This is a genomic window from Acinetobacter lwoffii (assembly GCF_022967985.1).
Lineage (GTDB): Bacteria > Pseudomonadota > Gammaproteobacteria > Pseudomonadales > Moraxellaceae > Acinetobacter.
Map to the genome: position 1 here is coordinate 37,567 of NZ_JALJVC010000006.1, position 15,289 is coordinate 52,855.

General features: G+C 45.6%; 12 protein-coding genes. 7 read left to right on the forward strand and 5 right to left on the reverse strand.

The genetic code is table 11. The features are described 5' to 3' along the window. Window positions 1-26: 26 nt before the first annotated feature. Window positions 27-911, reverse strand: a complete 885-nt coding sequence (locus MWG72_RS05240; RefSeq protein ID WP_247143379.1) for a LysR family transcriptional regulator — start codon at window positions 909-911, stop codon at window positions 27-29. Between the two features lie 177 nt (window positions 912-1,088). Between MWG72_RS05240 and MWG72_RS05245 the strand changes: the two genes are divergently transcribed. The 6 genes from MWG72_RS05245 (at window position 1,089) to MWG72_RS05270 (ending at window position 8,305) form a co-directional block, all read left to right on the forward strand. Next, a complete protein-coding gene (locus tag MWG72_RS05245; protein ID WP_247143380.1) occupies window positions 1,089-2,618 on the forward strand; it encodes a CoA-acylating methylmalonate-semialdehyde dehydrogenase in 1,530 nt (509 codons plus the stop codon). 11 nt (window positions 2,619-2,629) lie between these two features. After that, window positions 2,630-3,520, forward strand: a complete 891-nt coding sequence (gene mmsB / locus MWG72_RS05250) for a 3-hydroxyisobutyrate dehydrogenase (RefSeq protein ID WP_247143381.1) — start codon at window positions 2,630-2,632, stop codon at window positions 3,518-3,520. Between the two features lie 86 nt (window positions 3,521-3,606). Beyond that, window positions 3,607-5,256: an AMP-binding protein gene (locus MWG72_RS05255; protein ID WP_247143382.1), complete on the forward strand. Its 1,650-nt coding sequence runs from the start codon at window positions 3,607-3,609 to the stop codon at window positions 5,254-5,256. Window positions 5,257-5,302: 46 nt separating this feature from the next. Continuing rightward, window positions 5,303-6,430 carry an acyl-CoA dehydrogenase family protein gene (locus tag MWG72_RS05260; RefSeq protein WP_138742730.1) on the forward strand — a complete coding sequence of 376 codons (1,128 nt, stop codon included), beginning with the start codon at window positions 5,303-5,305 and terminating at the stop codon, window positions 6,428-6,430. Window positions 6,431-6,449: 19 nt separating this feature from the next. After that, on the forward strand, window positions 6,450-7,223 hold the full coding sequence (locus tag MWG72_RS05265; protein WP_174894412.1) for an enoyl-CoA hydratase: 774 nt from the start codon (window positions 6,450-6,452) through the stop codon (window positions 7,221-7,223). Window positions 7,224-7,243: 20 nt separating this feature from the next. Then, complete coding sequence (locus MWG72_RS05270) at window positions 7,244-8,305, forward strand: enoyl-CoA hydratase/isomerase family protein (protein WP_247143383.1); 1,062 nt, start codon at window positions 7,244-7,246, stop codon at window positions 8,303-8,305. Window positions 8,306-8,387: 82 nt separating this feature from the next. Here MWG72_RS05270 and MWG72_RS05275 read toward each other — a convergent pair whose 3' ends face one another. The 4 genes from MWG72_RS05275 to pdxR form a co-directional block, all read right to left on the reverse strand. Next, window positions 8,388-8,558, reverse strand: coding sequence for a hypothetical protein (locus tag MWG72_RS05275; RefSeq protein ID WP_247143384.1), 171 nt, complete (start codon window positions 8,556-8,558; stop codon window positions 8,388-8,390). A gap of 171 nt (window positions 8,559-8,729) precedes the next feature. Beyond that, complete coding sequence (locus tag MWG72_RS05280; protein ID WP_247143385.1) at window positions 8,730-9,599, reverse strand: SDR family oxidoreductase; 870 nt, start codon at window positions 9,597-9,599, stop codon at window positions 8,730-8,732. Between the two features lie 369 nt (window positions 9,600-9,968). Continuing rightward, the gene (locus MWG72_RS05285; protein ID WP_004280273.1) at window positions 9,969-11,423 is read right to left on the reverse strand and encodes an amino acid permease; all 1,455 of its coding nucleotides are present in this window, start codon (window positions 11,421-11,423) and stop codon (window positions 9,969-9,971) included. 417 nt (window positions 11,424-11,840) lie between these two features. Beyond that, window positions 11,841-13,343: a MocR-like pyridoxine biosynthesis transcription factor PdxR gene (gene pdxR, locus MWG72_RS05290; protein WP_004280271.1), complete on the reverse strand. Its 1,503-nt coding sequence runs from the start codon at window positions 13,341-13,343 to the stop codon at window positions 11,841-11,843. A gap of 328 nt (window positions 13,344-13,671) precedes the next feature. On the opposite strand from pdxR, the gene MWG72_RS05295 reads away from it, so the two are divergent. Next, on the forward strand, window positions 13,672-14,943 hold the full coding sequence (locus MWG72_RS05295; protein WP_034439540.1) for a Glu/Leu/Phe/Val family dehydrogenase: 1,272 nt from the start codon (window positions 13,672-13,674) through the stop codon (window positions 14,941-14,943). Window positions 14,944-15,289: the final 346 nt, after the last annotated feature.

Sequence of the window (15,289 nt, forward strand, 5' to 3'; positions counted from 1 at the left end):
TGCAAAGTGAACAGTGTGTTCAATATTCATCTGCCCATTAACAGGTCTTGCTGAAGATCGGCTTGTTTACGCAAGAAATCCCAGACCAGTTTAATTTTTGGTTCATGTTGCAGATCGACCAGCGTCAGCATCCAGAAAGTATGGGTAAAACTGACCTGATCGCCCAAAACCTCTTTGAGTTCGCTTTTATCATTGACCAGAAATTTCGGCAAAATGGCCAGTCCAGCACCTGCACGAACCGCAATTTCCTGCGCCAGAATACTATTACTGCGAAAACAGGCACTGACCTGCAAGGGAAGACGCTCCAGCGAATACAGTGCAGTGCTATAGACGAGATCATCAATATAATCGACAAAACGGTGCTGTTTGAGGTCTTCCAGTTTTTTAATTTCCGGATTTTGCTGTAAATAATGCTGGCTGCCATACAGTTTCAGGCAGTAGTTAGACAAACGAGTAATGATATAGGGGCCAGATTTGGGCCGGTCAATCGCGATCACAATATCGGCTTCTCGATGTGAAAGTTTGATCGCTTTCGGTACGGGAATCAGGTCAATGGTCAGCAAAGGATAATGCTGGGAAAATTCTGCCAAAAGACGGGCTAAAAATGCCGTACCAAAACCTTCTGGCGCACCAATCCGGACCCGACCTTGCAAAGGGTCGTGGCGCTTGTCAATCTGGATAAAGGACTGCTCCATCTGTTCCACACGCGGTACCAGTGCCAGACCTTCCGAGGTCAGTTCATAACCGGTGGCTTCGCGCTTAAACAGTTGAGTACCGAGGGTATTTTCCAGGGCCTGAATCCGCCGTGCCACGGTACTGTGTTCAACCCCAATCAAGCGTGCTGCATTGGTAAGCGTTTTAGCACGTGCCAAAACTAAAAAGAAACGTAAATGATCCCAATCCACTTTCATCTTCTATTTAACATCCTGTTAAATCCCTGTGCAAATTTGCACAATCATCGTGCATCATTTTCTATTGGTGGTCAAAGTGTTCTTTGTTAGTCTGCTGAAACAGCGTAAAAATTATACGTTAAATAAAAGCCAGTAAAGGCAGATACAACGACAATAACAAACCAGCACGGAGCGACCATGAACGCCATTTCTCATCCACAGCAAAGTACCGGATTCACCACCGCAAAACTTCTCATTAATGGTGAATTTGTCGAATCAAAAACCAGCCATTGGCAAGATATTGTTAATCCTGCCACTCAGGAAGTCTTGGGGCAGGTGCCATTTGCTACTACAGAAGAAGTCAATGCTGCGATTGCGGCTGCGCAAAATGCCTTTACCAGCTGGCGCCAAACCCCGATCCAGGCACGCATGCGCATCATGCTGAAGCTGCAGGATCTGATTCGTACGAATTTAAAAAGTATTGCCCAGGTCTTAACAGCAGAACAGGGGAAAACTCTGGCCGATGCCGAAGGTGATATTCAGCGCGGTCTGGAAGTGGTGGAGCATGCCTGTTCGATCGGTTCACTACAAATGGGTGAGTATATTGAAGGTGTGGCACGCGGTGTCGATACCTATACCTTGCAGCAACCATTGGGTGTCTGTGCAGGAATTACCCCGTTTAACTTTCCGGCGATGATTCCACTGTGGATGTTCCCGATGGCGATTGTCTGCGGCAATACCTTTGTATTAAAACCCTCAGAACAGGATCCGCTATCGACCATGATGCTGGTTGAGTTAGCGATTCAAGCCGGTGTACCGGCTGGCGTACTGAATGTAGTACATGGCGGCAAAGAAGTGGTCGATTTACTGTGTACCCATCGCGACATTAAAGCGATTTCTTTTGTTGGTTCAACCGCGGTCGGTACGCATGTCTATAACCTGGCAGGCCAGCACGGCAAGCGTGTGCAGTCGATGATGGGCGCCAAAAACCATGTGGTGGTGATGCCAGATGCGAATAAAGAACAGACCTTAAATGCCTTGGTCGGTGCAGCTTTTGGCGCAGCAGGTCAACGTTGTATGGCACTTTCCGTGGCGGTAATGGTCGGTGAGACCAAGCACTGGGTCGATGAACTGGTCAATAAAACCAAAACCTTAAAGGTAAATGCCGGGCATGAACCGAATACCGATGTTGGACCAGTGATTTCAACTCGTGCCAAATCGCGTGTCATCGATTTAATTAACAGTGGTGTTGAACAGGGTGCTGAAATGCTGCTGGATGGCCGTGATGTGCAGGTTCCAGGCTATGAACAGGGTAATTTTGTCGGACCAACGATTTTTAATCAGGTCACGACCGATATGCGCATTTATAAAGAAGAAGTATTTGGTCCGGTACTGGCGATCATGCATGTCGATACTTTGGAACAGGCGATTGCACTGATTAATGCCAATCCGTTTGGTAATGGCGTTGGACTGTTTACCCAAAATGGCAATACGGCACGTACCTTCCAGAACCAGATTGATATCGGTCAGGTGGGCATTAACATTCCAATTCCTGTACCTGTGCCTTTCTTCAGTTTTACCGGTTCACGCGGTTCAAAACTGGGTGATCTCGGTCCTTATGGCAAACAGGCGGTGCAGTTCTATACCCAGACCAAAACCATTACCAGCCGCTGGTTTGAAGATGACCAGGAAACCACTGGTGTCAATACCACAATCAGTCTGCGTTAAGGAGCATCAGAATGAAGATTGCATTTATCGGTTTAGGCAACATGGGCGGCTCCATGGCGCAAAACTTGCTCAAGTCCGGTCATCAGGTTTTTGGTTATGACTTAAGTGCAGTGGCTTTACAGCATTTTGCAGAAGCTGGCGGTGTGGTCTGCGACAGTCCACAAGCTGCCGCGAAGCAGGCGGAGATCGTGGTCAGCATGTTGCCTGCAGCCAAGCATGTGCGTGAAGTCTATCTCGGTGAGCACGGTATTCTGAACGTGCTTCAGGCGGGCAGTTTGTGTGTCGACAGCAGTACCATTGACCCGCAAACCATTCAGGAGGTTGCTGCAGCAGCTCAGGCCAAGCAGATTCGCGTCTGTGATGCACCGGTATCCGGCGGTACTTTAGGTGCCAAAGATGGCACTTTAACCTTTATGGTCGGCGCAGATGATGCCACCTTTGAGGCCGTTAAACTGGTTCTCGGCTGTATGGGTAAAAATCTGGTGCATTGTGGTGCGGTGGGAACAGGACAGGTGGCAAAAATCTGTAATAACCTGATTCTGGGGATTTCCATGACTGCCGTTGCAGAAGGAATGGCACTCGGAGCCAAACTGGGCATTGATCCGCAGGCGCTGGCTGGGGTAATCAACAGCTCCACCGGACGTTGCTGGAGTTCTGAAATTTATAATCCATGGCCCGATATTTGTGCCAATGCGCCGTCATCGCGGGGTTATACCGACGGTTTTGCCGCACAACTGATGCTCAAAGATTTAGGTTTGGCGGTCGATGCAGCGCAACAGGTGGATCAGCCGGTTGTACTCGGCAGCATGGTACAAAAACTCTATCAACAGCTCTGTCAGGAAGGAGATGCCCATCTGGACTTCTCCAGCATCATGCATCAATACACCACGCCAAATGCTTAAAACTTAAAAGATTCAGATGGAGCAAGGATTCGCTTCAATAATTACACCTTGTCAGTAATAACGATAAATTCAGGCTGAGGTTTAACATGTTAGATTATCAAACAACGGTTCAAGACTTTGATTTAAATACGGTTGCAAGCCAGTATCTCTCCGGTTCCATGCAGGCAGTAAATGCCTGTTATGAATGCTGTGACCGTCATGCCGATTCCGATGCCATTGCCCTATACTGGCATGGTAAAGATGGCAGAAAAGAACAATATAGCTTTGCCGAGCTCAAAAAATATTCCAGCCAGTTTGCCAACTTTTTAAAGTCTCAAGGCATTGGTAAAGGCGACCGCGTTTCCGGATTATTACCACGTACTCCCGAGTTGATCATTACTATTTTGGCAACCTGGCGGATTGGTGCGGTCTATCAACCGTTATTTACGGCCTTTGGGCCTAAAGCCATCGAGCATCGTATTCAGCTGGCGCAAAGCAAGCTGGTGGTGACTGATCTAGCGAATCGGGACAAATTATCCGAGATCAGCAACTGTCCACCGATTGTGACGGTACATGCCGAAACTGAGGCAGAGCGCTATCCGCACGACCTCAGCTTCTGGACGGTATTAAACCGTCAGGCTGAAGCTTGTGAGCTGGAGATCCTGAATGTTGATGATCCATTTTTATTGATGTTTACCTCGGGCACCACTGGACCAGCGAAACCGCTTAAAGTCCCTTTAAAAGCGCTGATTGCTTTTGCAAGCTATATGCAAAATGCCATTGGTCTGACTCCTGAAGATGCTTTCTGGAATATTGCCGATCCCGGCTGGGCCTACGGGTTGTATTACGCGATTACTGGCCCCTTAATACTTGGACACTCGACCTTGTTTTATGAAGGTGGGTTTAATGCGGAAAGTGTCTGCGACATTGTTAAGGAATATGGCATTACCAATCTGGCTGGTGCACCGACCGCTTACCGCATGATGATGGCAGCCGATCCTGCTCAAATGGCAAAACTGCGCGGTAAATTACGTGTCGTCAGCAGTGCGGGTGAACCGTTAAATCCGGAAGTGATCCGCTGGTTTAAAGAGGTGCTGGATGTACCGATTTATGACCATTATGGCCAGACTGAAGTCGGGATGGTGGTGTGTAATCATCATGCCCTGGAACATCCGGTCCGTTCAGGTTCGGCAGGCTTTGCCAGCCCGGGTTACCGAATTGCCGTTGTCGATGAACAGGGTCATGAATTAGCGGCTGACGTCCCGGGAATCTTAGCGGTTGATATCAGCCAATCTCCGATGATGTGGTTCTCTGGCTATGAAGAAAGCCGAAAATCTCCATTTGTTGGACAGTATTACTTAACTGGGGATACCGCAGAAATTCATGCCGATGGCAGTATGAGCTTTGTCGGGCGTAGTGATGATGTCATTACAACGTCAGGCTATCGGGTCGGTCCATTTGATGTGGAAAGTGCCTTGCTGGAACATGATGCCGTGATTGAAGCTGCGGTGATTGGCGTACCGGATCCCGAGCGCACTGAAGTGATTAAAGCCTTTGTGATTCTGGCAAATAACTTTACAGCTTCGAGCCATCTGGAAGAAGAGCTGGGTCAATTTGTGAAAAAGCGTTTGTCTGCGCATGCCTATCCACGCCTGATTGAATTTGTGACCGAATTGCCGAAAACCCCAAGCGGTAAAATTCAACGCTTTTTACTGCGCAATCAGGAAATCAACAAGCAGCAATCCAAAACTGCATAAGCTCATAAAGCCAATAGATTAAATAAGAAGATTGAAGGAAGCATCGATGCAACTAACGGAAGAGCAAAAACTAATTCAGGATATGGCTAAAAGCTTTGCCCAGGAACAGATTAAACCCTTTGCCGGCGAGTGGGATCAAAAAGGCATTTTTCCTAAACAGGCCTTGGCCCAAATGGGAGAACTGGGTTTTTTAGGCATGCTGATTCCGGAAGAATGGGGCGGCTCGGGCACAGGCACGCTGGCTTATGTCTTGGCCTTAGAAGAAGTCGCTGCGGCCGATGGCGCAACATCCGCGATTATGAGCGTACATAACTCGGTGGGTTGTGTGCCGATTTTCAAGTTCGGCACGGAACAGCAAAAGCAGCAATTTTTAAAGCCTTTAGCGCAAGGTGAAATGATTGGGGCCTTTGCGCTGACCGAACCGCATACCGGATCGGATGCTGCTGCCATTAAAACTCGGGCGGTCAAGGACGGCGATCATTACATTCTGAATGGCGCCAAACAGTTTATTACTTCAGGCCACAATGCCGGGATGATTATTGTCTTTGCCGTGACTGATCCAGACGCGGGCAAAAAAGGCATGAGTGCATTTTTAGTGCCGCGAGACACACCTGGCTATGAAGTCATACGGGTGGAAGAAAAACTCGGCCTGCATGCTTCGGATACTTGTCAGATTGCCCTAACTGATGTCCGCATTCATGAAAGTTTAAGACTCGGTGCAGAAGGCGAAGGTTTAAAAATCGCCTTGGCCAATCTGGAAGGCGGACGGATCGGTATTGCGGCACAGGCGGTGGGCTTGGCGCGTGCCGCTTTAGAAGAAGCCACTGCTTACGCGCACGACCGCGTGGCTTTTGGCAAACCGATTTTTGAACAGCAGGCGATTTCGTTCAGGCTGGCCAGTATGGCGACTGAAATTGAAGCGGCACGGCAACTGGTGCATTTTGCAGCACGCAAAAAAGAAGCCGGTGAAGCCTGTTTAACCGAAGCCTCCATGGCCAAGCTATTTGCTTCGGAAATGGCGGAACGTGTCTGCTCCAAAGCGCTGCAGATTTTTGGCGGCTACGGTTATCTGAAAGATTTTCCGATTGAGCGGATTTATCGCGATGCGCGGATTTGTCAGATTTATGAAGGCACCAGCGATATTCAGCGCCTGGTGATTGCACGCAGCCTCTAATTTTAAAAGGACTTATTTCATGCAATGGCAAACGATTTTACTCGAACAACGTAATGGTGTCGGGCTGATTACTTTAAATCGTCCGCAAGCTTTAAATGCACTGAATAATCAGCTGATTGTTGAAGTCAATCAGGCACTGGATCAGCTGGAAAAAGATCCGGCAATTGGCTGTATTGTGATTGCCGGTTCGGAAAAAGCCTTTGCCGCTGGTGCCGATATTAAAGAAATGGCAGATCTGAATTTTCCGCAAATTTATCTGGATGATTTTTTTAGTCTGGCCGATCGAATTGCGCAGCGCCGTAAACCTTTAATTGCCGCAGTGAGTGGCTATGCCTTAGGCGGTGGTTGTGAGCTGGCATTGATGTGTGACTTTATTTACTGCGCTGATAATGCAAAATTTGGTTTGCCTGAAGTGACCTTAGGCGTGTTGCCCGGCATTGGCGGGACCCAGCGTTTAACCTTGGCGATTGGTAAGGCCAAAGCCATGGAAATGTGCCTGACTGCACGGCAGATGGGGGCGCAGGAAGCGGAACAAAGTGGTTTGGTCGCTCGGGTTTTTGCCAAGGAAGAATTGCTGGAACAAACCCTGCAAGCTGCCGAGAAAATTGCTGAAAAGTCGCTTACTGCCGTGATGATGATTAAAGAATCAATTAATCGGGCCTTTGAAGTGAGCCTGGCTGAAGGCCTGCGCTTTGAACGCCGGGTTTTCCATTCGATTTTTGCCGGTTCCGATCAAAAAGAAGGCATGCAGGCCTTTGTAGAAAAACGCCCAGCCAAATTTACCCATCAATAAAACAAAAATAGGAAAATAAAATGAGTGATGAAAATAATTTAGCGATTCGGGTCGCAGGAGGTCTGGGCATTATCAGCCTGGACCGCACTAGCCATTTAAATGCCTTAACCCTGGCGATGATTCAGGGCATTCAGGCGCAACTCGATCAGTGGCTGCATGAACCACAGGTACAAGCGGTTCTGATCAATTCCAACAGTCCCAAGGCGTTCTGTGCCGGAGGAGATATCCGCTATCTATATGACAGCTATCAGGCCGGCAATACCCAATATCAGGATTTTTTTGCCACTGAATATAAGATGCTGAGCACCTTGCGTAATTTTCCAAAGGCCGTGATCGTGATGATGGATGGCTATGTACTGGGCGGAGGCTTTGGATTGGCTCAAGCCTGTCATATCAAAGTTACGAGTGAAAAATCACGTTTTGCCATGCCAGAAACTGCGATTGGTTTTTTCCCCGATGTCGGTGCTACCCATTTTCTGTCCCGACTGGATGAAGTCGGTGTCTATATGGCATTGACTGGTGAGCAAATCAGTAGCAGTGATGCGCTGTATCTGGATCTGGTGGATTATCATGTGCCGAGTGAGCGTTTTGCTGAACTGGAAGCAGCATTGATTGCAGCACCGGTATTAAACCCGATTGAGATTCAAAAGATCATTAGTTCCTATATTACGCATCCGGTAGAAAGCGAGCTGCAAAAACGTGCAGATCTGATTAATCAGCATTTTGGCTATCAACACCTGGAGGAGATTGAACAGAGTCTTGCTCATGCAAGTAACACAACTGATCAGGAATGGGCCAATAAAATGCTGGCAATTTTGCAGCAGCGTCCGGTCATGGCAAAACAGACCAGTCTGAAGTTACAGCAAGCTGGACAGAATTTGTCGCTGGAAAAATGCATGCAGCTAGAAAGGGATTTGCAAGATATCTGGTTAGAGCAGGGCGACTTTATTGAAGGGGTTCGTGCGCTGATTATTGATAAAGACAAAAATCCGCAGTGGCGAACCGAGAATGCAAAATTTGAAAAGACCTTGCAAAAGATCTGGCCAGCCTGGACTCAGCAGCGTATCGAAAATATTACTTAAAGCTGATGGTAAAAGACCCTCTATAATTTAATTATAGAGGGTCTTTGTATCTGTCCCATACTTTCATCGACATGAATTCTATTTAGGGGGACGTTTTCTTTTTCTTGCCGCCACCATCTTGTTTGTTGACCGTTGACCAGGCAATACGTTCGGCTTCTTCCTCAGAACGACCACGTTCTTTTTCGCTTTCTTCAATATGTTCAGCCTGCCGTTTCTGTTTATCGGTATAGGCTGATTTTTCACCTCTAGGCATCTTAATATCCTCATCAGGTTTGGCTGAAATTACTATAACAAGAGCTTACTTTTGCGAGGGTAAGTATTTGTTGGAAACATTTTATAAAAACAATTTTTTTTAAATATGAAAATCCAAAGATTAAATAGATGAAGATAACGGTCAGCTAGAACTGCTATCTTCTGTGCCAGATTAGCCGTTAATAATACTGCCGCCATTCACATGAATCACCTGACCTGAAATATAACTGGCTTCTTCACTGGCCAGAAATAAATACGCCGGTGCTACTTCACTTGGCTGGCCCATGCGGCCCATTGGGGTACTTTTACCAAAATCTTTAAGCTGATCGGAATCAAAACTGCTCGGAATCAATGGTGTCCAGATTGGACCTGGCGCGACTCCATTGACACGAATGCCGGTTTTATTTTTCAATAAATTGGTGGAAAGGCTTCGGGTAAATGTGGTGATGGCACCTTTGGTACTTGCATAGTCAATCAACTGGTCATGTCCGTGATAACTGGTAATACTGGTGGTATTGATAATGCTGTCACCTGCTTGCATATGCGGAATCACCGCCTGAGTCAGGTGGAACATCGACAGAATATTAACATTAAATGTTTTAAGTAATTGCTCGGGCGAGATATCGGCAATACTTTCTTGAGGGTATTGAACCCCGGCATTATTGACCAGAATATTAATCGTTTTAAATTCCTGAAGGGTCTTTTCCACCATTTTCTTGATTTCATCTTGATCTTGTAAATCACATTGAATCAGCAGACAACAGCGGCCTTCATCTTCCACCATTTTTTTGGTGTCCCGTGCATCCTGATCTTCATCCAGATAGCAAATGGCGATATCTGCACCTTCGCGGGCAAATAAGACCGATACAGAACGGCCAATCCCGCTATCACCACCGGTAATCAAGGCAACTTTGCCTTTTAATTTTTCACTGCCTTTATAATGCGGTTTAATAATTTCCGGTGCAGGGTCCATTTTGGTTTGCACACCCGGTTGATGGTCTTGTGTTTCAGTTGAAGCTGGGGTTTCAGGATAATGATTCATATCTTTTCCAATTCCAATGATTGTGGCCATATAAGAAAAAATATATTAGAAGCTTTTGGGCAAAATGAGGCTGGACTCAACATTTCATAACAGAATGTATTCGAGATTTATCAATTATTCGTTGAAACGGATCAGGTTGAGCAACCAGAACAGAAAAAGCTGATGAAACAGCTTCTGGCTACACTTTGATAGCTGAGGTGGTCTTGAAAGGTGAAATTTGATTAGGAAAGGTGAGGTATCAACGGAGATTTAAAATCTAGACATACATAAGCATCTCTTTCTGGAAATATATAAGAAAAATGGAGAGCTTGCTAACTCTCCATTTATTTATTCATTCTGATGTGTTTAAAAAATTTCTATAGAAATAAATTAAAGATTATCACTTAAATTAATTCTGGCCTGTGCTGCCTTTTCCTTTTTGGCTGAGGCTTTACCCCAGTTAAACTTTTGTGCACAGATGCCTAAGCCCACAATAAATAATGCAAGCACACTGGTATAAACCACTTCTTTAAAATAGGTTCCTTCAATAATCATGGTAATTAAAGCGCCGACAATAAAGATAATGACCAGATAAGTGAGCCATGGGAATAACCACATCTTGAATGGAATATTTTGTCCTTCAGCTTCCAGTTTTTTACGTAACTTAAGCTGAGAAATGGCAATAGCAAGATAGACATATAAAGATACGGTACCAGTCGCTAACATCAAGACATCATAAATATTCATACTTTCGGTGGCAGTCAGATAAATCGCCACGAAAGAAAACAGGCTTGAAAAGATGACACCTACCCATGGGCTGTTATTGCGGTTGGTTAAACCGAAACTCTTTGGTGCATCTCCACGTTTCGAGAGGGAATAGACCATGCGTGAACAGGTATAAAGTGCGGAGTTAAAGCAGCTACATACCGAGGTGAGCACGACAAAATTAACAATATGGCGTGCTTCTGGAATACCGAGTGCAGTAAGCGCTACGCTATACGTACCCCAGGTCGGATCTTTCAATAAAGGATTATTGTGTGGAATCAGGCAAACCGTAATCAACATTGAACCGACATAGAATAAAATGATACGCCATACAATTGAATTAGCGGCCTTACGAATTTCCTTGGCTGGATCTTTGGTTTCAGCTGCTGCTACGGTGACAATCTCTGCTCCCATATAAGCAAACATTACACCCAATAAGGCCGTGATCACCGATGAAAACCCATTAGGCATAAAGCCTTGAGCGGTTAGATGAGTTGTACCACCGAGCATAGAGGCATCGCCCCAAGGCCACAGGTGCATCACGGCCAAACTACCAAACACCAGAAACAGTACAATGGCAATAACTTTGATCAGGGCAAACCAGAACTCGAATTCACCAAAGTTTTTTACGTCACGGAGATTAATCCAGACCAGTGCTACAGTGACCAGAAGCATATAGCCCCAGATCGGGATAAATGGAAACCAGCTATTTAGGATTTTCCCGGCAACAAAGGCTTCCCAGCCCATGAGCAACGTCCAGAAAGACCAGTATAACCAGCCGATAGAAAATCCAGCCCAGCGCCCGATTCCACGATCCGCATAGGTTGAAAATGAACCACTGTCGGGATTCAGTACCGCCATTTCTCCCAGCATACGCATGATGAGTAAAACTAATATTCCACCTAGAGTATAGGCAATGAGTGCAGCCGGTCCTGCAGAATAGATGACATTACCGGAGCCGACAAAGAGTGCTCCACCAATGACACCGGCAATTGAAATCATGGTGAGATGGCGTGATTTAAGTCCGTTTTTTAAGCCGTTTGATGATTCGGAATTGGAGAAATGTTGATGTTCTGCCATATAATTTCCCTTAATATCAATAGCGTAGCGGCAATAAAATTCCTTATTTGGCTTACGCTATCTTATCCTTTGAAACTGTAACCGAATTCATCAGTGCTTGACCAATATTAAGTTAATCTTAATAAAATGAATCCTTGTAGCCCTATAGACAGGATCACACTTTGATTAAAGTACGGTTACATGCTGTTCATGTATGCAGTTAATTTCTCTTTTTTGTTGTAAAGTGACGAGAGCCATTTTTGAGCAATTCAAAGGAGCCAATTGGCTTAAGAGATAAAAAATATAAGCAGGCCATATTTACAGAAAAATAAATCCTACCTAAAATATCAGGCTAAAAGCAGGTTTACGTTCCCTTTAAAAATAAATTAAAAGCTTTTTGATTTTAAAAATATAATTGTATTGATCCCTGAGTTTTTACTAAGTTAAAGTGCGGATCCCATGCTCGCGCAAGCACTTTAACAATATCCCGAAAGCCACCAGAATTTCCTGTTCACTCACACAGGCAAAGCCCAGTAATAATCCTTTCTGCCGGGTGGAATAATGTTTGGTATAGTATTGCGATAAGGCTCTGACCTTGATTCCCAGTTCAAGCGCTTTGGATGCAATCAAGACATCATCACTGCTGCTCGGCAATTTTAAAATTAGATGCAAACCGGCGGCGGTATTGTATTCATGCAGAAAATCTTCACCTAAATGTCGGCGAATCAGATCAATTAAAAAAGCGTGGCGTTTGCCATACAATAAACGCATCCGTCGGATATGCGCTTCATAATGTCCTTCACGGATAAATTCAGCCAGTGTTTGCTGATCGATTAAGTGACCACCACGATAAAGTTCCGAGGCTACAATTCGCAACGAAGAAAAGAGCTGTTTTGGTACCACTAAATAGCCAATACGCAGGGCCGGATAAATGGTCTTACTAAATGTCCCCATATAAATCACCGGAGAATCCGGCTCTAAACCTTGTAAAGAAGGATAGGGCTGGCCCGAGAACCTGAACTCGCTGTCATAATCATCTTCAACAATCCAGCTATTATGCTGGCGTGCGAGTGCAATTAACTGTTTGCGCCGTTCTAAACTTAAGTGTGAACCTAAAGGATATTGATGCGACGGCGTCACAAAAATCAGCTTAGGCGGTTTTTTGGGATGTAGATCGGGGATAATCCCTTCCTGATCGACCGGTAAGGAACGCAGATTCACACCATTAATTCGTAAAATATTACGCGCACCCCAATAAGCCGGATCTTCGATCCATACTTCATCGCCTATATCGCTTAAAGTACGTGAGACTAAGTCAATTGCCTGATGGGTGCCTTCGGTAATAATGATCTGATCAGCATCGCACTGCACTGAACGGGCAATTTTCAGATATTCCGCCAGCTCCTGACGCAGTTCCAGGGAGCCACCGGCATTGCTGTAAATCAGGTTATTAACTTGAGGTTCACGGCTCAAACGCGTTTGGATTTTGCTGAAAATATGATGCGGAAATTCGGTTACATCGGGTGCGCCCGGTACAAAGGCTCCCCATTGATAAGGCGAGGCCGCGGAATAGCCGAGCAAGTAGGAACCGCGTTGCGACAGATTGTAATTTTGCTGTGCTTTTTTTTCTGCAACGGCAGGAGAATTCTGTTCTACCTTCACCAAAAAGGACTCAGGTAATTTCTCTACTACCCAGGTGCCTTGACCGGTACGGGCATCAACATAACCCTGTGCCTGTAATTGTTCATAGGCATTTAAAACCGTATTACGCGATACCTGAATTTCTTTGGCCAGATCACGTGATGCAGGCAAGCGGGTTTTGGGAGCCAATACGCTATCAATAATCGCGTTACGCAAGCAGCGGAACAGGCGCATCTGTAATGTTCCTGTGACATCTTGCTGCAATCGCTGCAGTAAATAATCTCCAAGCAAGCTACGCAATTGGCTCTCTCCTACAAATTTGAAATGGCTCTCGTGAGAGCGGTATTGCTAGGTGCAAAATAGTCTGATCAGGCAGTCATTGTAAAGTGTCTTGTATGCGTTTTGATCATTTACCTGCGGCTTGAATGCGAGCATACAGGCGGGCAGGCAATATACACAGATACCGATTAAAACTAAAGCGGAAAATCTAGACACTGATTTTGTTTGGAGCTCGCTGAACTAAGACCTGAATCAAGCAATGATTGCCATAACAGCCGAATAGAGATGTGTTGCAGCCGCCAGGACATACGACTGCATATAACAAAAGGATCATAGAATGAACATGATGATGAAAGGATTGACCTATACCGAGCAAGGTACAACGGCCTGGAACAATTATCTTAAGCAACTGGATAAAGTAGCGCCTTATCTGGGTGAGCTGAGTGAACGACTGGACATGCTGCGACGCCCAAAGCGCAGTTTGATTGTCGATGTTCCGGTCATCATGGATGATGGTACGGTTCAGCATTTTGAAGGCTATCGTGTTCAGCACAATTTAACTCGCGGTCCAGGCAAAGGCGGCGTGCGTTTTCATCCAGATGTCAATTTAGATGAGGTGATGGCTCTGTCGGCCTGGATGACGATCAAATGTGCTGCTCTAAATTTACCTTTTGGCGGTGCCAAAGGCGGTGTGCGAGTTGATCCGAGCCAGCTTTCCAAGCGCGAACTGGAACGCTTGACCCGACGTTATACGGCAGAAATCAATTTAATTATTGGACCGCAAAAAGATATTCCGGCGCCGGATGTTGGAACCAATCCGCAAATCATGGCCTGGATGATGGACACGTTTTCCATGAATGCGGGTTCTACGATTACTGGTGTAGTGACCGGAAAGCCGGTTCATTTAGGGGGGTCTTTAGGCCGCAGTAAAGCCACAGGTCGTGGTGTGTTTATTAGCGGGCGTGAAGTTGCCCAGCAAATCGGTCTGGATTTAAAAGCTGCCCGGGTCTGTGTGCAGGGCTTTGGTAATGTCGGCAGTGAAGCTGCGCTGCTTTTCCAGGAAAATGGCAGCAAAGTGATCTGTGTTCAGGACCATTCTGCCACCCTGTATCAGGAACAGGGAATTGATATTAAAAAGCTGCTTGAATACTCCAATACCCACCATAAAATTCAGGGATTTTCTGCCAGCGATGAAATTTCTGCATCAGATTTCTGGAGCATTCCTGCCGAAGTCTTTATTCCGGCAGCGTTGGAAGGTGTGATTAATACTCAGGTCGCGCAAAATATTCAGGCCAAAATGATTCTGGAAGGTGCCAATGGTCCCACTTTGACTGAAGCGGATGAAATTCTGAGTGAGCGTCATATTACGGTGGTGCCAGACGTGATCTGCAATGCGGGTGGCGTGACGGTCAGCTATTTTGAATGGGTTCAGGATTTGGCCAGCTACTTCTGGACTGAGGAAGAGATTAACCAGCGTATGGATGCCAGCATGAAAAATGCGGTACAGGATGTATGGCAAAAAGCAGTTCAGGCCGGATGTTCTTTGCGTACAGCCGCTTATATTCTGGCTTGTGAACGTATTTTAATGGCACGTCAGGAACGAGGGATCTATCCGGGTTAAGCGAAGTTTTTGCAAGATGGATTAATTGATTAAACTGACTGGATTTAATCCATGATGACCTATCGTAAATTTTTGCAATGGATTTTTAAATTGGCTTCTTTATTTAAAAAGGAGCCAATTTTTATTAAAAATATAAATAACTGTTTATAAATAAAATAATTTTATATTTTGACTATTTTACTCGTTTTAAATAGATCAATTGGCTCCTTTGAATTACTCAATAATGGCTCTCGTCTCATACGCATAAAAGCGCAAAATGAACAACATCAGCCAGTCTTTGGCAAATTTCTATCCCAAGATCCGGATAGCAAAATTTACAACGTATGAATCAAGAATGAGGATACAA

Bases quoted from the DNA above. Each gene is read 5' to 3' on its own strand.
- MWG72_RS05270 (WP_247143383.1), top strand. From the start codon at position 7,244: ATGAGTGATGAAAATAATTTAGCGATTCGGGTCGCAGGAGGTCTGGGC.
- mmsB (WP_247143381.1), top strand. From the start codon at position 2,630: ATGAAGATTGCATTTATCGGTTTAGGCAACATGGGCGGCTCCATGGCG.
- MWG72_RS05255 (WP_247143382.1), top strand. From the start codon at position 3,607: ATGTTAGATTATCAAACAACGGTTCAAGACTTTGATTTAAATACGGTT.
- MWG72_RS05280 (WP_247143385.1), bottom strand. From the start codon at position 9,599: ATGAATCATTATCCTGAAACCCCAGCTTCAACTGAAACACAAGACCAT.
- MWG72_RS05295 (WP_034439540.1), top strand. From the start codon at position 13,672: ATGAAAGGATTGACCTATACCGAGCAAGGTACAACGGCCTGGAACAAT.
- MWG72_RS05240 (WP_247143379.1), bottom strand. From the start codon at position 911: ATGAAAGTGGATTGGGATCATTTACGTTTCTTTTTAGTTTTGGCACGT.
- MWG72_RS05260 (WP_138742730.1), top strand. From the start codon at position 5,303: ATGCAACTAACGGAAGAGCAAAAACTAATTCAGGATATGGCTAAAAGC.
- MWG72_RS05275 (WP_247143384.1), bottom strand. From the start codon at position 8,558: ATGCCTAGAGGTGAAAAATCAGCCTATACCGATAAACAGAAACGGCAG.
- MWG72_RS05245 (WP_247143380.1), top strand. From the start codon at position 1,089: ATGAACGCCATTTCTCATCCACAGCAAAGTACCGGATTCACCACCGCA.
- MWG72_RS05265 (WP_174894412.1), top strand. From the start codon at position 6,450: ATGCAATGGCAAACGATTTTACTCGAACAACGTAATGGTGTCGGGCTG.
- MWG72_RS05285 (WP_004280273.1), bottom strand. From the start codon at position 11,423: ATGGCAGAACATCAACATTTCTCCAATTCCGAATCATCAAACGGCTTA.